Genomic DNA, 18,482 nt, shown 5'->3' on the forward strand with positions numbered 1-18,482 from the left:
CAAAAAAAATCCATAAGAGTAAATAATCTTATGGATTTTATTTATACTTACATAAATTTTATTTATTAAATCTGTGGAGTAGATGGTTCAGAAATGTTACTTAAAGCAGCTCCTGCATTATCAGAAAGTTTAGGTTCCACTGCTAAATCACCTATAGAAACCATACCAACTAAATTTTCATTTTCCACCACAGGCAATCTTCTTATTTGTCTTTCACTCATTATTCTAGAGGCTTCATGTACGTCACCATCTGCTGATACAGTCACAGGATTAGATGACATTATATCCCTAACATATTGCCTCATAACATTTTGTCCTTTTGCCACGGATCTTAAGGTTATATCTCTATCTGTCACTATTCCTATAACCTTTTCTCCTTGGCATACTGGAATTGAACCTACATTATACTTTTGCATTAATTGAGCTGCTCTTTCTACAGTGTCTTCATAATTAACAGTAGCCACTTCTCTAGTCATTATCTCTCTTATTTTCATATTGAAGCACCTCCATAAATTAAAATATAGTTCGAATATTATTTTGCGCTATTAATTACTTTTTATGCTTACAAAAAAAGTAATTATAAATTTTGTGTTAATTTTATTAAAAAAGCTTAAACTATTCAGTAAAATAAGGTAAAATTAATCTAAATAGTTTTTACCATGTGTAAAATTTTAGGAGTGATTGCTATAATGGCTAAAAATGCTATACCAAACTTATTTACTTTTGGCAATTTAGTTTGTGGAATACTTTCAATAATCATGACTTTTGAGGGAAATCTTCAATTAGCATGTATATTTGTTTTATTAGCTGGACTTATGGATAGATACGATGGAAGAATAGCAAGATTTTTGCAAGTGTCTAGTGATTTGGGGAAAGAATTAGATTCTTTGGCAGACCTAGTTTCTTTTGGTGTAGCTCCATCATTGCTTATGTTTAAAATGAATAACTTTGTAACCTTTGGAGTTATCGGCTATGCATTAGCTTTATTATTTCCTGTAGCAGGCGCTTACAGGTTAGCTAGATATAATTCTACTTATTTTGATAATGTATTTTTAGGAATACCTATAACCATAGCTGGTATGTTTGTAGCTTTATATTCTTTAGCAACAATCAACCGTAATTCCAATGCAATGATTTCGATTATCTTATTGATAACTTTATCTTATTTAATGATAAGTCGTTTAAAATTCAAAAAAGTATAATAAGAATAAAAAAGTATGAGTTTTTTCTCATACTTTTTTATTCACTAAGTTTAAGTTCCTCATCAATTTCTGTAAGTATATAATCATATTGTAATTTATCCTTTATAATATCTGACTTTAGTTTACAATATTCTGAGTAGTTTTCTCCCGTCTCCTCTAAAGTTTTTACTAGCTCATCTATTATGTCACCTAATTTATCTGCTCTTTTTATAGCTCTTCTTACATCAGTTTTACTAGCTAATGCTATTTTATTTAATTCATCTGCCCCACCTACTAAGAGTCTATAAGAATTCACTAATTTAACTAATAAATCTGCTAGGTTATTCACATCTATAAAATAATTATTTATTATTCTTCTATTGCTCACCTAATCACCTTTATAACTCTTGTTATATAAAATTATATATACCAACATTATATATTATTACTATCTTATATAATAATATGCCAATGTAATGATTATATATATGGAGACCAAAATAGCTCCTTCAAACCAGTAGCTTTTTCCATCTTGGAATACTAGAAATGACATACCTATTGCAAGAACACTGATTATTATTTCAAAGGAAGAAAACACAAGAGTCATAGGCTCTAATAAAAAACAAGATAAAATAGTTAATAAAGGGGTAACAAATAAGGATATTTGTATACTAGAACCTATAGCTGTTTCTATACTCATATTTATCTTATTATCTAAAGCACACATAACTGTGGTGACATTTTCTCCGATATTACCAAGCAAAGGTATAAGTATTATACCCAAAAATTCTTGTGAAACTCTTTTAGTTTGTACTAAAGTCTTTACATTAAACATTAATTTTTCGCTTATAAAATATAGTATTACAGCTATTACAATTAATTTTGTAAAAGTCAAAACTACCTTTACTTTATCCTTTACTTTGCCTTCATCCATTTCCCTTCCACTTACTAAAAACAAATTTTTATGGGTATAAAAAGAAAATATTAATCCCAATAAATATACAATTATCAAAACCAAAGACACCTTTACACTTATAGATTTTAATACATCTTTCCCTAAAGGATATAATGTATATCTATTTAAAGAACTTATAACTATAATAGCTGACATAGCCAAAATCAGCATATTAAAATTTGTTCTAGCTATTATCTTATTAAATTTTTGTTCTTTATACTTCAAACCTCCAAATATAACTCCTATTCCTAATCCTAAAAGCATATTACTTATTATGGACCCCAATAAAGCAGCTTTAGCCATGGGAATCATTCCATATTTAATAGACCAAATTCCCATCATCAATTCTGGTATATTGCCTATAGTAGCTGCTAACATCCCTCCTTTTTTTTCTCCCAAATACACAGACATATTAGAAGTTACATTTCCTAATAATACAGCTAAAATAATAACCAGTATACAGCTACTAATTATATTTATAATATAATATTGAGTATTCAATAATATTAAAAGCACCACTGAAAATATTCCCATAATTATCTTAGTATTTTTGCCCATACTCATCAATCCTCACTAAATTTCTCCCTACTAATCTATTCAGAACATAAGAATATTGTGAAGCAAGTGCAATAAAAAAATCTGTCTTTAAGTCCACAATAAATATATTTTCTTAGACTACTCGCAATACGCCAAGAAATTCTAATGTTTTCAAATTTCAATACCCTAAAGCTTTCAAACTCGCTTCTGGCGGCGCTCAAACATGAAAGCTTCTTAACGGGCATTAAAATTTGAAAACAAAGAATTTCTAAGACTAGCTCAATAGTCTTAGAAAATATATTTATTGTTACCTTAAAGACAGATTTTTCAGTTCATGCATAGGCTATCAGAGGAGGAACACAGCTGACTAAAGGATAATTTTCCTCCGCTTCGCTATGGAAAATCTTTAATTTATAAATAGAAAGAGCTCATAATATTTTTTAGGCGGAGCCATTCGTTTAAGCCACAATTCTCAGTCACTAATAATATTTTGATTAATTGTAATATATAATTTTGCACTTTTCTTAAAGGCTAGTAAGTAAATATATGCAACTTTAAGTATATAGTAAGCAATAAAACTATAATTATTTCTATCATAATTGTCATTATTTGCAAATAATATGTTATAATTTAAAAATAACATTTATCTTATACGACAAGGAAAACATCAATCATTATAAAAAATTTTTAACATTATTTACTGACTATTTTGATGAAATATGTTCAAGTAAGCAGAGGATAACATTCCTAAACATATAATTCCTAAAATTATAGATATCATAGGTGAAGAAACACATAAATATAAATAATGGCTGTACCTATGCTATAAAAATGATGATATAATTGGTTTTTCATTAATACCCCAGATAATCCTATGTGCAATTTTATCGAGAAAATAATTGCCATAAATGGCACAAACAACATCTACTTAACGGCTAATGCTGATAATGGTATTCCTTTTTGGGAAGCCATGGGATATAGTTTTACTGGAAAAATTCATGATAAGAATGGTAACAGAATTTACGAAAAATAAATCTCTTAATCCGTAATCTTCTTATATTATAAAATAAAAACTAATATTAAAAACCTTCGGATATTATATGTCTCAAGGTTTTATTTTTTAATAATTTAATTTTTAAATACATTCCACAGTTAAAGTTATGTATACGTAAATAATTAATTATAAAAATAAAACAGTAAATAAAATTTAATATGTTTTGACGTAAAGCATTGGTTTGTATAAATCCTAATCATGCCTATGTATTTAGGCTGGCTGTCGCCAATAAAAGATTTTTAAAGCCCTAAAAGAAAAGCTATAACTATTCCATTTAATGAAATAATTATAGCTTTTTGCTATCTCATTTATTTAATTAAAGATTTTCCGTAACATAGTGGAGGAAAATCATCCTTCAGTAGGCTATCTCCCCCATAAGTAATGTACGTATGAACCGAAAAATCTGTCTTTAAGGTAACAATAAATATATTTTTTTAGACTATTGAGCTAGCCTTAGAAATTCTTTGTTTTCAAATTTCAATACCCGTTAAGAAGCTTTCATGTTTGAGCGCCGTTAGAAGCGAGTTTGAAAGCTTTAGGAGATTGAAATTTGAAAACATTAGAATTTCTTGGCGTATTGCGAACAGTCTTAAAAAATATATTTATTGTGGACTTAAAGACAGATTTTTCTTATGACACTTGCTTCACAATTTATGCTTATTGTTTTCCTAAGACTTGTTCTTTAAGTTTTAAGCCTGTTGGAGTAATTGCAAGGCCTCCAAGAGCTGTTTCTCTTAATTCACATGGAAGCTGCTTACCTACTCTATACATTGCTAAAACTGAATCATCAAAAGGTATTTTACTCTTTACCCCTGCCATTACTAAATCTGCAGTGGTAAGGGCGCTTACTGCTCCTGATGCATTTCTCTTAGCACAAGGTACTTCCACAAGACCTGCTATAGGATCGCATACTAAACCTAATATATTCTTAATAACTATGGAACCAGCGTCTAAAGCCATGTCTGGAGTTCCACCCATCATTTCAACTACAGCAGCTGCTGCCATAGCAGCTGCTGAGCCACATTCAGCTTGACAACCACCTTCTGCTCCAGATAATGTAGCATTCTTTGCTATTATTATCCCTACACCAGATGCAGTTAATAAAGCTTTTACTAAATCCTCATCTGATTTATTTAACTTTTCTCCTGCAGATATTATAACTGACGGAAGTATACCACAGGAACCTGCAGTAGGTGATGCTACTATTTTACCCATAGCTGCATTTACTTCCGAACAAGATATAGCCCTAGCCATGGCTCTAACCATAAATTCTCCAGTTAAGGTATTTCCACTCTCAGAGTACTCTTTAAGTCTCTTTGCATCTCCTCCTATAAGACCACTTATAGATATTACTTCTCTCTCTAAAGCTTCTTTTGAAGCTTCCTGCATTACATGAAGATTTTTAAGCATTCTACTGAATATTTTTTCTTTACTTAAACCAGTTTCTCTACTTTCTTCTCTTAAAGTATATTCCCATATAGTAATATTTTCTTTATTGCATATACTTGCAAGTTCTCTCCCTGTATCTACAAACATCTTATTCTTCTCCTTCCATTACAGGATTTATAACTTTTACGCTTACTACGCCTGGAACTGATTCTATTTTACGTATTACCCTTTCAGGAACAAGACTGTCTGTTTCAAAAGTCATGGTAGCTTTAGATCCCTTACTTTGCCTATATACTCTCATAAATGCAATGTTTATATTTTCCTCATAAGTTAAGCTAGTTATTTTTGAAATTATTCCTGGAGAGTCCTCCTGTTCAATTATTACTGTAGGATAATCTCCTCTAAATTGAACTTCTCTTCCCTGAATATTAGAAACTAATATATTTCCTCCACCCACAGAAGAACCTGTAACTTCTACTATTTCACCATCTTCTTTAGTTATAACAAATTTAACTGTATTTGGATGTACATCTCCTAAATCTGCTTCTTCGAATTCTATTTCTAACCCATGCTCTTTAGCAATTTCAAATGAGTTTCTGAGTCTTTCATCCCAAGGTTCCATTCCCAATATACCTGCAACTAGTGCTCTATCTGTTCCATGCCCCTTATATGTTTTAGCAAATGAACCATGCAACAAAAATTTTACTTTTACTATTTTTTGCCCCGCTATAACTCCTGCAATTTTTGCTAACCTAGCAGCTCCTGCAGTATGTGAACTGCTTGGTCCTATCATTATTGGCCCCACAATATCAAATACACTAAAGTTTTTCATTTGTATTCTCCTTTTTAGTGATAAATATTTTAAAATTATGGTATTCTTTTGTCATGTTATTTTGTATTATGCAGTATTTATTTCAAAATTCCTTTAATATATGCTAATTTAATTATAAATTAAATTTAGAATTTGTCACTATTTTTTAATAATATTTTATTATCTGTAGAAATTAATATTCATAAAAACAACTTCCGCCAATAAATTCTCTTAATATAGAATTATCTGGAACATATTTACCATCTAAATCTTTGAAAAACTTTAAGAAACTTTTCAATCTTAATGCCTCATAATAAACAGGGCTATTTGGTTTTACACAACTTAACTGCTCTAGTGCATATTTTTTTAATATACATAATTCATAAACCAATGTAGAATTAAACATAATATCTGCTTCCTCTTGAAATACAAATATATTTTTTTCTTCTCCACGTTTTATGGATGGCCACATGGCCAAAGTTTCTTCTGCTGCATATCCTCTTGATAAATAATCTCTAACCATTCTTCTTATTTTCCTCACATCAGTAGTAGCTATCCTATTGTGATTATCTATATTTAACTGTGTAAGAGCACTTATATATATTTTAAATTTATTTTCTTTTGGTATAGTTGATGTAAGCATTTCATTTAAACCATGGATTCCCTCTACCACTAATATGCCATTGTTTGGAACTTTCAATGTATTACCTAGCCATTCTCTTTTCCCTACTTTAAAATTAAAAGTAGGTATTTTTACTTCCTCACCTTTTAAAAGTCTATTTAAATGTTCATTAAATAGTTTTAAATCCAGTGCTTCTATAGATTCAAAATCGTATTCTCCATTTTCATCTTTTGGTGTGTCATCTCTGTCTACAAAATAATCATCCAATGATATTGGTATAGGCATTAATCCATTGACTCTAAGTTGAATTCCAAGTCTTCTTGAAAAAGTAGTTTTTCCTGAAGAAGATGGTCCTGCAATTAATACGATTTTAACTTTCTCTCTCTCATGAATTTTATCAGCAATAATAGCTATCTTTTTTTCATGTAGTGCCTCAGCTACCCTGACCATATTTATAATATCTCCATTTTCCACCTTGTCATTTAACGCTCCTACATCTCCTACATGAAGTATTTTTCCCCATTGTTCTGTTTCATAAAATATTTTTGCTAGCTTACTATATCCTTCATAGGTTGGTATAACATTTATATCATCTTGCGTTGGAAATCTTAAAATAACTCCTGTATTGTAATAAATCAAATCAAACAGCTTAAGTATTCCTGTAGAGTATGCCATAGGGCCGTAAAAATAATCGTATCTACCATCCATCCTATAAAGACTTACAGTATCTTTATTCAAATGGTTCAATAATCTAACCTTATCGTACATAGAATACTTTTTAAATATTTCTATAGCTTTTCCCTTATTTATGCTTACTTTTTCTATGTGTATGTCTGCATTTATTATTTCTTGCATTCTATTTTTAATTCTTAAAATATCACCTTCATTTAGTTTTTCCTCTTTATGCACTTCTCCAAATATGCCCTTGCCTAAAGAGTGCTCTATGGTTACAGAAGCTTCTGGGAAAATATCATATACAGCTTTTATTAAAACAAATTGAAGACTTCTTATATATACTGACATACCCATATCTGTGGAGATATCCATTAATTCAAATTTACCTTCTTTTTCAATAGGAGAATTTAATTCAAATATGTCTTCATCTATTTTAGCTAAAATAAATGGAAATTTAATAGGGATATTATTCTCTTTCATAAATTCATAAAAACTAGTGCCTTCATTTACTTTTAAACTTTCACCGCTTTTCAAAGTTAATTCTAATTTATTCAAAAAATCATCTCCTAAAATTTAGTGTTAATAATATTATACTTTAAAGTTTATTAAAAGTAGCTTTTTATGTGTTATATTTTTGTTACTTTAGATAAAAACTATAACTACATGGGAGGTAATATTTATGTTTGTTTTAATTTTTAGAACTACTATTCTATATTTTATATCTATTTTAGCTCTAAGATTAATGGGTAAAAGGCAAATAGGCGAACTTCAGCCCTTTGAATTAGTTATAGCCATCATGATATCCGAGCTGGCCTCTATGCCCATGCAGGATAGCAGGATGCCTTTAATTAATGGTATAATACCCGTTCTAACATTGCTCATACTGCAAATAATTATTTCCGTAGTTCAGTTAAAAAGTGAAAAAGTTCAAAAACTAATTTGCGGTAAACCAAGCATACTTATACAAGATGGAAAAATAAATATACAAGAACTTAGACATCAAAGAATTAATGTTAACGACTTAATGGAAGAGCTTAGATTAAATGGCTATTTTGATATACAAGATATTGAATATGCTATTTTAGAAACTAGCGGACAGCTTTCAATAATACCTAACTCTCAATTGACTCCAGTTAAAAGACAAGATTTAGGTATAAATGTTCCTCAAGAAAAACTTCCAATTACCTTAATATTAGATGGAAAAATCAATGAAGAAAATTTAAGTAAAACAAATAAAAATATGAATTGGTTAAATAATCAACTGCATAAAAATAATATAAATTCTGCAAGTGAAGTATTTATAGGTATATTAGATTCCGGCAGCAATTTTTATTATCAACTTAGAGATAATCAGAGGAGTGATAAATCATGAAAAATATAGTAATCTCCTTTATAATATTTATATTAATGATATTTGGCATTGCATTTTCCACCCGCTACATGACCTCTGTATGCAATAATCTTCTTCAAAAGAATGCCAAACTAGAACAAATTGTAGAGGAGGAAGCTTGGGAGCATGGATATAACGATTCAGTAAAACTATTAAATGCTTGGGAAAAAGAATATGATAAATTAACAGTATTTGTACATCATGAAAAAATAGATGCTATAAACAATGAACTACTCCAATTAACTCAATATGTTCAATGTAAGGATAAATCTGAATCCTTAGCAAAAATTCATGTAGTAAAAACTTATTTAAAAAACATAATAGACTCTGAAAAAATTAATATACAAAATATATTTTAACATGCACACATAATATATCTTAACATATATTTATAATTAGCATACACTATATTTGGTTTTTATAGAAAAATAGTGTATAATATTATTGTATTTATTGTATATTAATTATATTCAACGTGAGCATAATATGCTATATTTAATACTTATGTAAAGTATCCATAATAAAACCTTTGTTGATTATGCAAACAGTACTTTATAATAGCCTTAATGGCATTACTTTATTAAGTTTATAAAATAAATTATAATAAGTATAGAAAATATTTTTTTAATGTTTTATAATATTAAGTGTAACTAGTTGTCCCAGTGGGACACAGTATGTCCTAAACATATTTGAAAGGTGGTATATAAATGGCATTAGTAACTACTAAAAAAATGTTCCAAAAAGCTTTTGAAGGCAAATACGCAATAGGAGCTTTCAACATTAACAACTTAGAAATAATTCAAGGTGTAGTAAGAGGTTGTAAAGCTAGAAATTCTGCAGTTATACTTCAAGTATCAAAGGGCGCTCTAAAATACGCTGGAGCTAGCTATTTGAAAAAAATGGTTGACGCTGCTATAGAAGAAACTGGTATAGATGTAGCTCTTCACTTAGATCATGGTCCAGATTTTGAAACAGTAAAAGAAGTTATAGATGCTGGATTCACTTCTGTTATGTTTGATGGTTCTCACTATGATTTTGAAGAAAACATAAAAAGAACAAAAGAAATAGTAGAATACGCTCACGAAAGAGGAGTTGTAGTTGAAGCTGAACTTGGAAGACTTGCCGGAGTAGAAGACGACGTTAAAGTTGCTGAACATGAAGCTATATACACTGATCCAGATGAAGCTTTAGAATTTGTTAAAAGAACTGGTGTTGATTCTTTAGCTATAGCTATAGGAACAAGCCACGGTGCTTATAAATTTAAAGGAGAGGCTAAACTAAGATTTGACATTCTTCAACAAATCACTGATAAGTTAGACGCTAATGGATTCAAAAACTATCCAATAGTTCTTCACGGAGCTTCTGCTGTAGATCCTATGTATGTTGAAATGTGCAACAATTATGGCGGAAACATAGCTGGTGCCAAAGGTGTTCCAGCTGAAATGTTAAGAAAAGCTTCTTCAATGTCTGTATGCAAAATAAACATGGATACTGATTTAAGATTAGCTATGACTGGTTCTATAAGAAAAGTATTTGGTGAAAATCCAAAGGAATTTGACCCAAGAAAATACTTAGGGCCTGCTAGAGATGCAATACAAAAATTAGTTGAAGGTAAAATAGACAATATATTAGGTTCTGAAAACTCAAATAACTAATTTCTCTATTAATTTCCAGTCACCAATCTCTAATCCCCATACTCATTTGAGGATTAGGGACTAGGGATTGGGAATTATTATTTTGCTTATTTTTCAATATAATTCTTAACAAATTTTATTACCATGTTTATAGTTCCATCTCCATTCCTTTGGATTTCAAATCTACTATTATCTCCATAGGTTTCCTCGTCAATATATAAATCTATATCTTTATCTATTTTAAGTCTAACCCTTTTTAACTTTTTCTCAACCCATTCTTTATCAACTTTTATTTCATCTTCTACTCCAGATTCTTTAACAAAACCTCTAAAGTTATCTCTAACTTCTGGCTCTAGAAATAATTCATCACTTATGGCATTTACATCTACCACATCTCCGTTTTTTACCCTTTTTTTAATAGTAGTTCTCACTTTTTCAGCTACATCTGCATTTTCACTTAAATTATTTCTAGTCCATTTTTCCGCAGCATTTAAAAAATTTTTTGTCATATCCCTTTCATTATTTATTATAAAGCAGCCTAAATAATTATTTATAAAGTAATTAGAGCCATACTCTTCTTTATCCTTGGTCTTTTTCTGTTTATCCAAAACCATTAAATCTACTTCATTATCCTCATTCAATAATTTTATAAAAGCAGCCTTTTGAATTTTTTGACCACTGGTTGGAAGTCCTGTAAGCTGAGCTACTATATCTATATCAAATTTTCCATCCTTAAACTCTACCTTATGGGAATAATTTTTTATATAGTCCATTTTAAGAATACCTAGCATAGGTCCATATTCTGTGGATATACTCACTACAATAAGATCACAAGAAGGTATATTTCCATTAGATTTCATAAGAGAAAACATTTGATTAGCTAATTCCTTTGAAACCTCTAAAAGACTATTCTCTCCTTTTAAATATTCCTGGGACAAATCTTTTATAACATTTCTATTTTGTTTAAAAGAAGCATATTTTAACTCTTCATCCTTAAATACCTTTTGAACATGCTTTAATAGAAATTCATATATTTCATCATTTATAGTTAACACACGTTCATTTAATAATGGCTCATGTCCATTATTATCCAATACATGTATTATGCCTTCATTTATAGCTATATCATTTACGTATTCCATATTTACCACCCTTTTTCACTAAACTTCACATTAATACAAATAAAAAACTGTAGCATAACTTCTAATTTTTATTTACAATTTTAGTAGTTATGATTTATACGGTATTTTTTCTCATTTATGGCTATAATAATAAAAAGTATACTTTATGTAAAAACTTATACATAAGTACACTTGCTCTAAAAAAATAATATCATAACATTAGTATGTTTACAAATTGAGTTGTTTAATCTAAAATTATATGAAATAATGTAAATTACACTATTTATATTCAGTATACATGTAAACGCATGATAATGATTATCCCACAATAAGTATTACATTGCTTGAATTATGAAATTTCTCTGGAATGAGTTGCATAAGAAGCGAAGGAACTATTTAAATTTAATTTTAGAAATTCTTCTTTTAGACAGATAAAATTATCGTAACCCTTAAAAGGACGCCAGGCTAGCGAACCTGAGGCAGGACGCTGAATGTGAGCGTTAGATAATTTTATATGGCTAAAAGATTAGAATTTCTTAAATTAAATTTATTGTTCCAAGCTCTTATGCGAGTCATGGAGGAGAAATTTCATAATTCCATTACATTGTACCTTATTGTGGGTTAATCATGATAATTAATTTATGTATTTAACATGTAAAAATAAAAAGGAGCAACATTATGAGAAACATAAAATTAACCATTCAATATGATGGAACTAAATATCAAGGTTGGCAGAGACTTGGAAGTACCTCCAATACCATACAACAAAAGATGGAAAGCATTCTAAATTTATTTACTAAAGAAAAAGTAGAACTTATATGCTCAGGGAGAACCGATGCAGGAGTGCATGCAGAAAATGCCATAGCAAACTTTAAAACAAATTGCACCGCCTCCACAGAAGATATTTTTCACTATTGCAATACATATATGCCAAAGGACATAGTAATAAAAAAAGTGGAAGAAGTAGATGAAAACTTTCATTCTAGGTATAATGCAAAGGCAAAAATATATACATATAAAATATGCAATAATGTATTTCATGATGTATTTACAAGAAAGTATTCTTATCATATTCCTACTAAATTAAACATTAATAAAATGAGAGAAGGAGCTTCTTTTTTAATAGGTGAGCATGATTTCAAATCTTTTACAGCACTAAAATCTAAAAAGAAATCTACTGTTAGAAAGATTTATTCCATTGACATAATGGAGGTAGATGGAAATATAGATATGATTTTTCATGGAAATGGCTTTCTATACAAAATGGTTAGAATATTATCTGGCACACTTATAGAAATAGGTCTTGGAAACATATCCCCTAATTCCATACCTAATTTATTATCCCTAAAGGACCGCAGCGAGTCTGGTCCTACAGCCCCAGCTCATGGACTTTTTTTAACTAGGGTAATTTATTAAATAAGAATTACAATATAAATGCCATAAGAAAATTCTACTTTTAGTTTTAATAACAAAGAGATAATATTTGTATAAATATGTATATTGTATTACATTCATGATATAATTAGTATAAAATGATTATCCCACAATAAGTATTACATTGCTTGAATTATGAAATTTCTCTGGAATGACTTGCATAAGAAGCGAAGGAACTATTTAAATTTAATTTTAGAAATTCTTCTTTTAGACAGATAAAATTATCGTAAGCCTGGCAAGGACGCCAGGCTACCGAACCTGAGGCAGGACCCTGAATGTGAGCGTTAGATAATTTTATATGGCTAAAAGATTAGAATTTCTTAAATTAAATTTATTGTTCCTAGATCTTATGCAAGTCATGGAGGAGAAATTTCATAATTCCATTACATTCTACCTTATTGTGGGTTAATCATAAAATAAGTTATAAACTTAACTTCTTTAATTTTAAAAGCTAAAAATCCATTTATGGATAAATATTTATATATATGAATATTATTACATTGGTAATACTTATAGTTATCCTATAAATAACTAACAAATTTTTCTAACAGGCTAACTTTAGCTCGGTAAGTACTTTTTCTATAGGTACATCTTTTTTAGCTTGCTCATAAACAAAATATACTAGTTCTTTAGCCGCTAGGCTTTTGATGGATTTTATGGTATCTCCAATTGTTTTAAGCTCCTTAAGATGATATAACCTATAAATCTCTAGGAAATTGATTGCTAAAAATGTAAGCAGAAAGTATCTCTCGATAGAGAGTATACCTTGAACTTTATATTCATCAAATCCTAAGTGTGTTTTAAGATATTTGTAGTTAGTTTCAATACTCCATCTTTTTAGATAGTATTTTATTATAGCCTCGTTGTTAAGTTCTACATCCGTAGACATTAGGTATACAGGATCTTTGAAGCCATCTCCATCAACTTCATAGCAAATTAAGGCTGTTGCATTTTCAAACTTTGAAACTTTACCTTCGTATCTATATATTCTATACTCAGTACCTTCGATGGTAACTACATCTAAGGTAGCTGGATTTATATATTTAGCGAATTCCTTAATTTGCATTGTGATTCCTAATGGAGAAATTTTTCTGTTAGATTTTAAAGCACCAATAAGGTTAAAACCTTTTAGCATACAACCGTTTATTAACTTTTCGCTAGTATACCAACTGTCAACAAGACAATATACTTTATCGCAGTTAGTAGGTTTTTCAAAAGAACTAATAAAATTTAAAGCTATATCCGACTTTCCCATAAAAGTTTTATTGTGTTTTTTGCAGTTTTCTTCACTTAAATAAGGCTTGTAGGTTAAAGGGATAGACATATTCCCTGCAACAAAATTAGAAGTAACTACACAGTGAGACCAAAGAGTTTTACCTTCTGTATGGCAGTGATTATAGCTTAATCCTTGCATTTTCTTTGCTTGTATTTTAGGATTCACGGTATCATCTATCACTAAGAATCCTACGGATTTTGATTTTATGAGTTTATTGAAATGTAAATTTAAATAGTTAATGCGATTTCTATCAATGAGACTATCGTCCCACTTGGAGTGACTCAAAAATCTATATATTGAGCTACTACTTTTAGCAGTTAGTATATGTTCTGAGATTTTAAGTAAAGACTTTGTGCCATCTAAATTTATTAATCCATTAATAATAGTGGTTATATGATGAAATTGCGGTTTACTCATTCCATAATTTACATCATTTAAGTAATTGTAAAGTTCATCATTAATGGATATAATATTATTAAATTTATTTGGCATACTGACCACCTCCGGGTAATATTTGTGTTGTAACTTATATTTTACACGGAAAAAGTCAGTGTGCCATATTTATTTTTTGGTAATAGTACCAATTCAACTTTTTATTTTGCAGAAGTTAAGTTATAAATTAATATTGAGGTGGTTTTATGAAAAAACTAAATAATTATCACTCATTTGGTTTAATTTTTATTGCAATTTACTTATTTACAAATCATAATTCTATCTTACCTGATATTTTAAACGGTTTTTGCTTAGGTATTGGTATTGTACTTACATTAATAGGTATATATGCTTATAATCATGACATCTCTAAAATTAGAAACTATAAAATATCTCTTCTAAAAAAATATTTAAGATTTAATAAGGACTAAAATAAAGACTCTAATTTTACAATATATAAAATTAGAGTCTTTGCTTTTTTATTAAATTTTTTATAATGTAATGAAAAAAATTAACCTTAATTCTCAATTATTCCTAGCACGCTAGCCCACTAACTTCCGTTCTATTTTAGTGAATTCATCATTGTAGTAGATTTACTTTTAGCTTGTTGAACTTCATTGTCTTGAGCATCTTTAGTTTGATACCATCCTTTTTGTCTCATGGCGTCATAAACTTTATATTGAATATCTTGTGTACGACTAAAGTTATCCACTAATACATTTCTTAAATTTGGACATGATGATTCAGTTATTCCAGTGCTATAAGCTGATATAACTTGTTTTTCTGTAGCAAGTATATCTTGCATTAACTCTTGTTCTGTAAATGATGGTTGATGTGTCATTTAATATCATCCTTTCTTAATTTATATTTTTACCTTCCCAAATAGCTTCTATAAATAACTCATTTAAAAAAACTTATAAATTTTATTTAATTGATATGTGATATTTTATTTCTGAATAAAAATAAAGCTACCTTAATATTTAGTTATGAGAATCCAAATAATTCTTTAGTGCTGTAAAGTTATTTTTGTGTATTCCTGCTCCTTGCTGACAAACTTGCTTTAAATTTGCATCTGTGCAGTATTCAGCATATTGACTACATTTTTTGTTCATTAAAGCTTCATAAGCTAGTTGGTCTTCCAATGTTTTTAAATTTCTAGCGTCTATTTGCTTATTTCCTGTGTTTATAGTATTCATATTCATAAATTTTCACCCTCCTATAAATTATTTGTAACTACATTTATTATTGTTTCCTTTATGGCTATAAATATTTGAAGCACTTAATTCAATTGTGGTTAAATTTTCACTATGATATAATATTTTAGTAGCAAGGAGTGATTGTTTTGAAAGAAATGGAAATTAGAATTGTAAATATAGATGTAGATGTTATACGGACTAAATTATTTTCTTTAGGTTGCACTAAGGTAAAGGAAGAAAATCAGATAAATTTAATTTATGATTTTCCAGATAAAAAACTTTTAAATAATAAAGGTTATGCTAGAATAAGAATTGTGGAAAATTTGATAAATAATAAAACCACAAATTACATGACAGTAAAAAAATTATTAAGTTCAGAGAAATACAAAATAATGGAGGAACATGAAACAGAAATTTTAAGCAGCCAGGCTGGTAAGAATATTTTAGAATCCCTTGGTTTGTGCCTTATACAGGAAATAAAAAAATACAGAGAAAGCTATAAATTTAAAGACACTTTAATTGAAATAGATATTAACCAAAAAGATTTTTGCCCTTTTCCATATATTGAAATTGAAAGCTGCTACGAAGCTCAGCTAAAGGAAGTGGTGTCTCTTTTAGGTTACACTATGGAAGATACTACTTCAAAAACCATATATGAAATATTAAAAGATAAAGGAGTTACAAAAGGATTATAATGTTTGGATATGTTACTCCCTGCATTCCCGAGTTAAAAGTTAAGGAATATTATAAGTTCAAATCTTATTACTGCGGGTTATGTAAAAGTATTAAAACTAACTACGGAAATTTACCTAGATTTTCTTTAAATTACGACATGACATTTTTGGCTATAATTATTCATTCTTTAAGTAATAATGATGGTTCCTTTAAAAAATGCTTTTGTCCTGTGCATCCTTTAAAGAAAAACTTAATAATGGAGAATAACCCTGCATTAGATTATGCATCTTTTTGCAATGTAATTTTATTTTATTACAAGCTTCTAGATGATTTCAATGATGATAAGAGTATAAAAAGTAAAATACTCAGTGGATTTTTAACTCCATATTTGAAGAATATACCTGGAGAGCTTCAAATTGTACAAGCTACTATTGAAAGTAAATTAAAAAATCTTTATATTATGGAAAACGCTACATACAAGTATAACCTAGATGAGTATTCCCACAACTTTGCTGACCTTACAGGTTTCCTTTTAAGCAATTATTTTTCTGGAGAAAACTTTCAGGATAATTTATATTGGTTGGGATATAATTTAGGAAAGTGGATATACATAATTGATGCTTTTGATGATTTAGAAGATGATATGAAAAAACATAAATTTAATCCTATAAATCACTATTTAAATACAGAAAAAAAATCCTTTATAGACTTTTCTCAAGAAATAGAAGGAAGAATAGATTTTACATTAGTTACTTGTGCAAATAATTGCCTTATATATATGAGAAAATTACCTATAAATAAAAATAAAACCTTACTAGAAAATATACTTATGTTTGGTTTAATGGAAAAAATGGATAAAGTTTTTAAAAGGAGTGACGTGAACTATGAGCAATCCCTATGAAGTTTTAGGAATAAGTGAAAATTCCTCTATAGACGATATCAAAAGGGCCTATAGAGAGCTAGCTAAAAAATATCATCCAGATCAATACGAAAATAATCCCTTAAGAGAATTAGCAGAAACTAAAATGAGAGAAATTAATGAAGCCTATGATTATTTAGTAAAAAGTCATAATAATGGACGTAATAATAATAATTATAGTAGTAACAATAGCTATAGTAATGACAATAATTATTCTGACAATATGGCATATCAATATATAAGAATGGATATTCAAAATAATAATTTAAAGGAAGCAGAAGCAAAGTTAAGCAAAGTTATGAATAGAAATGCAGAATGGCATTACTTAACGGGTATACTTTATATGAAAAAAGGATGGTATGACCAAGGCTTAACACATTTAACTAATGCTTATAATTTAGAACCTAATAATACTGAATACAGAGATGCCTACAATCAAATACAAAGGATGAATAATTCTTATAGACAAAGTTATAGGACTAGAAATGATTCCGATAACGACATGTGCAGATTATGTTTTGGACTTTGGTGTGCTGATTCATGTTGTGAATGCTGCGGAGGAAATTTGATTTCTTGTTGTTAGGAGATGGTTACTATGAGTAAAGCCTCTTACACCGCCAAGGGAGGCTTATTTGCAGCTTTAAGTATTTTATTTATTTATCTAAGCAGTATTATTTACACCAATAGATTATTTTTTCTTGGAGCCGCTTCATTAATTATTCCTTTATGCATATTGCTGCTAAATATTAAGTATGCACTGCTTGTATACCTAGTTTCTTCAATAGTCAGTTTATGGCTTTTAGGTCCTAGAGGTACTGTAGTAGCATATACACTATTCTTTGGCATATATGGAATAATAAAATTTTATATTGAGAAGCTTAGAAAAATGCCCTTAGAAATTTTGTTAAAACTTTTACTCTTTAATATTTTTCTAATTTCAGTATATACTCTTTTTAAATTTATTTTTATGGAAAGTATTACCGCAAGCTATCTTAAATATAAGTATATAATATTTTTTGCTTCACAATTTGTATTTCTATTTTATGATTATATACTTACAGTATTTATAAGTTATTTAAATACTCGTTTTGGTCAAATGAAAAACTAAATTTTAAATAATTTATGAGAAAATTTAAATAACTTCTATTGACAATATTAGTTTTTTGTATATAATAAATTAG

At 28.7% G+C, this 18,482-nt stretch carries 20 protein-coding genes; 10 read left to right on the top strand and 10 right to left on the bottom strand.

The window, feature by feature from the left end; translation table 11 throughout:
* Nucleotides 1-65: 65 nt before the first annotated feature.
* Entirely contained in the window at nucleotides 66-494 is a 429-nt protein-coding gene (locus tag CC89_RS10810; RefSeq protein ID WP_035292066.1) for a CBS domain-containing protein, read from the bottom strand.
* Nucleotides 495-689: 195 nt separating this feature from the next.
* Between CC89_RS10810 and pssA the strand changes: the two genes are divergently transcribed.
* Nucleotides 690-1,202, top strand: a complete 513-nt coding sequence (gene pssA / locus CC89_RS10815) for a CDP-diacylglycerol--serine O-phosphatidyltransferase (RefSeq protein ID WP_035292068.1) — start codon at nucleotides 690-692, stop codon at nucleotides 1,200-1,202.
* 37 nt (nucleotides 1,203-1,239) lie between these two features.
* Here the strand turns inward: pssA and CC89_RS10820 are convergent, their stop codons facing one another.
* Entirely contained in the window at nucleotides 1,240-1,569 is a 330-nt protein-coding gene (locus CC89_RS10820) for a hypothetical protein (RefSeq protein ID WP_035292070.1), read from the bottom strand.
* A 60-nt stretch (nucleotides 1,570-1,629) separates the two neighbouring features.
* Nucleotides 1,630-2,694: a calcium/proton exchanger gene (gene cax / locus CC89_RS10825; RefSeq protein WP_286161341.1), complete on the bottom strand. Its 1,065-nt coding sequence runs from the start codon at nucleotides 2,692-2,694 to the stop codon at nucleotides 1,630-1,632.
* An 853-nt stretch (nucleotides 2,695-3,547) separates the two neighbouring features.
* On the opposite strand from cax, the gene CC89_RS20535 reads away from it, so the two are divergent.
* Entirely contained in the window at nucleotides 3,548-3,706 is a 159-nt protein-coding gene (locus CC89_RS20535) for a hypothetical protein (RefSeq protein WP_185750742.1), read from the top strand.
* Between the two features lie 678 nt (nucleotides 3,707-4,384).
* On the opposite strand, the gene sdaAA is transcribed toward CC89_RS20535, so the two are convergent.
* The 3 genes from sdaAA to CC89_RS10840 form a co-directional block, all read right to left on the bottom strand.
* Nucleotides 4,385-5,263, bottom strand: coding sequence for an L-serine ammonia-lyase, iron-sulfur-dependent, subunit alpha (gene sdaAA, locus CC89_RS10830; protein ID WP_035292074.1), 879 nt, complete (start codon nucleotides 5,261-5,263; stop codon nucleotides 4,385-4,387).
* A 1-nt stretch (nucleotide 5,264) separates the two neighbouring features.
* Complete coding sequence (gene sdaAB, locus CC89_RS10835) at nucleotides 5,265-5,948, bottom strand: L-serine ammonia-lyase, iron-sulfur-dependent subunit beta (protein ID WP_035292076.1); 684 nt, start codon at nucleotides 5,946-5,948, stop codon at nucleotides 5,265-5,267.
* A gap of 172 nt (nucleotides 5,949-6,120) precedes the next feature.
* On the bottom strand, nucleotides 6,121-7,779 hold the full coding sequence (locus tag CC89_RS10840; RefSeq protein ID WP_035292078.1) for a nucleoside kinase: 1,659 nt from the start codon (nucleotides 7,777-7,779) through the stop codon (nucleotides 6,121-6,123).
* Between the two features lie 124 nt (nucleotides 7,780-7,903).
* Here CC89_RS10840 and CC89_RS10845 point away from each other — a divergent pair, with 124 nt between their 5' ends.
* The 3 genes from CC89_RS10845 to fba all read left to right on the top strand — a co-directional run bounded on the left by CC89_RS10845 (nucleotide 7,904) and on the right by fba (nucleotide 10,269).
* Nucleotides 7,904-8,596: a YetF domain-containing protein gene (locus CC89_RS10845; protein WP_035292081.1), complete on the top strand. Its 693-nt coding sequence runs from the start codon at nucleotides 7,904-7,906 to the stop codon at nucleotides 8,594-8,596.
* Nucleotides 8,593-8,973, top strand: coding sequence for a DUF4363 family protein (locus CC89_RS10850; protein WP_035292084.1), 381 nt, complete (start codon nucleotides 8,593-8,595; stop codon nucleotides 8,971-8,973). Before CC89_RS10845 ends, CC89_RS10850 begins: the two co-directional genes overlap by 4 nt.
* A 348-nt stretch (nucleotides 8,974-9,321) precedes the next feature.
* Entirely contained in the window at nucleotides 9,322-10,269 is a 948-nt protein-coding gene (gene fba, locus CC89_RS10855; protein ID WP_035292086.1) for a class II fructose-1,6-bisphosphate aldolase, read from the top strand.
* Between the two features lie 86 nt (nucleotides 10,270-10,355).
* Here fba and CC89_RS10860 read toward each other — a convergent pair whose 3' ends face one another.
* Nucleotides 10,356-11,390 (bottom strand): nucleoid-associated protein, encoded by a 1,035-nt coding sequence (locus CC89_RS10860; RefSeq protein WP_035292088.1) that lies wholly within the window; start codon nucleotides 11,388-11,390, stop codon nucleotides 10,356-10,358.
* Nucleotides 11,391-12,047: 657 nt separating this feature from the next.
* On the opposite strand from CC89_RS10860, the gene truA reads away from it, so the two are divergent.
* Nucleotides 12,048-12,785, top strand: coding sequence for a tRNA pseudouridine(38-40) synthase TruA (gene truA, locus CC89_RS10865; RefSeq protein WP_035292090.1), 738 nt, complete (start codon nucleotides 12,048-12,050; stop codon nucleotides 12,783-12,785).
* Nucleotides 12,786-13,347: 562 nt separating this feature from the next.
* On the opposite strand, the gene CC89_RS10870 is transcribed toward truA, so the two are convergent.
* The 3 genes from CC89_RS10870 to CC89_RS10885 form a co-directional block, all read right to left on the bottom strand.
* On the bottom strand, nucleotides 13,348-14,571 hold the full coding sequence (locus CC89_RS10870) for an IS701 family transposase (protein ID WP_035288835.1): 1,224 nt from the start codon (nucleotides 14,569-14,571) through the stop codon (nucleotides 13,348-13,350).
* Between the two features lie 502 nt (nucleotides 14,572-15,073).
* Entirely contained in the window at nucleotides 15,074-15,352 is a 279-nt protein-coding gene (locus CC89_RS10880; RefSeq protein WP_035292093.1) for a spore coat protein, read from the bottom strand.
* A gap of 139 nt (nucleotides 15,353-15,491) precedes the next feature.
* Nucleotides 15,492-15,713: a hypothetical protein gene (locus tag CC89_RS10885; RefSeq protein WP_353601274.1), complete on the bottom strand. Its 222-nt coding sequence runs from the start codon at nucleotides 15,711-15,713 to the stop codon at nucleotides 15,492-15,494.
* Between the two features lie 140 nt (nucleotides 15,714-15,853).
* Between CC89_RS10885 and CC89_RS10890 the strand changes: the two genes are divergently transcribed.
* The 4 genes from CC89_RS10890 to CC89_RS10905 are packed head-to-tail and all read left to right on the top strand — an operon-like array spanning nucleotide 15,854 to nucleotide 18,409.
* Nucleotides 15,854-16,402 carry a class IV adenylate cyclase gene (locus tag CC89_RS10890; protein ID WP_035292095.1) on the top strand — a complete coding sequence of 183 codons (549 nt, stop codon included), beginning with the start codon at nucleotides 15,854-15,856 and terminating at the stop codon, nucleotides 16,400-16,402.
* Nucleotides 16,402-17,283 (top strand): DUF5685 family protein, encoded by an 882-nt coding sequence (locus CC89_RS10895; RefSeq protein WP_035292097.1) that lies wholly within the window; start codon nucleotides 16,402-16,404, stop codon nucleotides 17,281-17,283. Before CC89_RS10890 ends, CC89_RS10895 begins: the two co-directional genes overlap by 1 nt.
* The gene (locus CC89_RS10900) at nucleotides 17,267-17,884 is read left to right on the top strand and encodes a J domain-containing protein (protein ID WP_035292099.1); all 618 of its coding nucleotides are present in this window, start codon (nucleotides 17,267-17,269) and stop codon (nucleotides 17,882-17,884) included. The genes CC89_RS10895 and CC89_RS10900 overlap by 17 nt, the downstream gene beginning before the upstream one ends.
* A gap of 12 nt (nucleotides 17,885-17,896) precedes the next feature.
* Nucleotides 17,897-18,409, top strand: a complete 513-nt coding sequence (locus tag CC89_RS10905; protein ID WP_035292100.1) for a hypothetical protein — start codon at nucleotides 17,897-17,899, stop codon at nucleotides 18,407-18,409.
* The last annotated feature ends 73 nt before the right edge of the window (nucleotides 18,410-18,482 follow it).

This window comes from Clostridium sp. KNHs214 (assembly GCF_000744935.1).
Classification (GTDB): Bacteria; Bacillota; Clostridia; order Clostridiales; family Clostridiaceae; genus Haloimpatiens.

Excerpts from the sequence above, each read along its gene's own strand:
- truA (WP_035292090.1), top strand. The coding sequence starts at position 12,048 with ATGAGAAACATAAAATTAACCATTCAATATGATGGAACTAAATATCAA.
- CC89_RS10860 (WP_035292088.1), bottom strand. The coding sequence starts at position 11,390 with ATGGAATACGTAAATGATATAGCTATAAATGAAGGCATAATACATGTA.
- cax (WP_286161341.1), bottom strand. The coding sequence starts at position 2,694 with ATGGGCAAAAATACTAAGATAATTATGGGAATATTTTCAGTGGTGCTT.
- CC89_RS10810 (WP_035292066.1), bottom strand. The coding sequence starts at position 494 with ATGAAAATAAGAGAGATAATGACTAGAGAAGTGGCTACTGTTAATTAT.
- sdaAA (WP_035292074.1), bottom strand. The coding sequence starts at position 5,263 with ATGTTTGTAGATACAGGGAGAGAACTTGCAAGTATATGCAATAAAGAA.
- CC89_RS10850 (WP_035292084.1), top strand. The coding sequence starts at position 8,593 with ATGAAAAATATAGTAATCTCCTTTATAATATTTATATTAATGATATTT.
- pssA (WP_035292068.1), top strand. The coding sequence starts at position 690 with ATGGCTAAAAATGCTATACCAAACTTATTTACTTTTGGCAATTTAGTT.
- fba (WP_035292086.1), top strand. The coding sequence starts at position 9,322 with ATGGCATTAGTAACTACTAAAAAAATGTTCCAAAAAGCTTTTGAAGGC.
- CC89_RS10900 (WP_035292099.1), top strand. The coding sequence starts at position 17,267 with ATGAGCAATCCCTATGAAGTTTTAGGAATAAGTGAAAATTCCTCTATA.
- CC89_RS10870 (WP_035288835.1), bottom strand. The coding sequence starts at position 14,571 with ATGCCAAATAAATTTAATAATATTATATCCATTAATGATGAACTTTAC.
- sdaAB (WP_035292076.1), bottom strand. The coding sequence starts at position 5,948 with ATGAAAAACTTTAGTGTATTTGATATTGTGGGGCCAATAATGATAGGA.
- CC89_RS10880 (WP_035292093.1), bottom strand. The coding sequence starts at position 15,352 with ATGACACATCAACCATCATTTACAGAACAAGAGTTAATGCAAGATATA.
- CC89_RS10845 (WP_035292081.1), top strand. The coding sequence starts at position 7,904 with ATGTTTGTTTTAATTTTTAGAACTACTATTCTATATTTTATATCTATT.
- CC89_RS20535 (WP_185750742.1), top strand. The coding sequence starts at position 3,548 with ATGTGCAATTTTATCGAGAAAATAATTGCCATAAATGGCACAAACAAC.
- CC89_RS10905 (WP_035292100.1), top strand. The coding sequence starts at position 17,897 with ATGAGTAAAGCCTCTTACACCGCCAAGGGAGGCTTATTTGCAGCTTTA.
- CC89_RS10895 (WP_035292097.1), top strand. The coding sequence starts at position 16,402 with ATGTTTGGATATGTTACTCCCTGCATTCCCGAGTTAAAAGTTAAGGAA.
- CC89_RS10885 (WP_353601274.1), bottom strand. The coding sequence starts at position 15,713 with ATGAATATGAATACTATAAACACAGGAAATAAGCAAATAGACGCTAGA.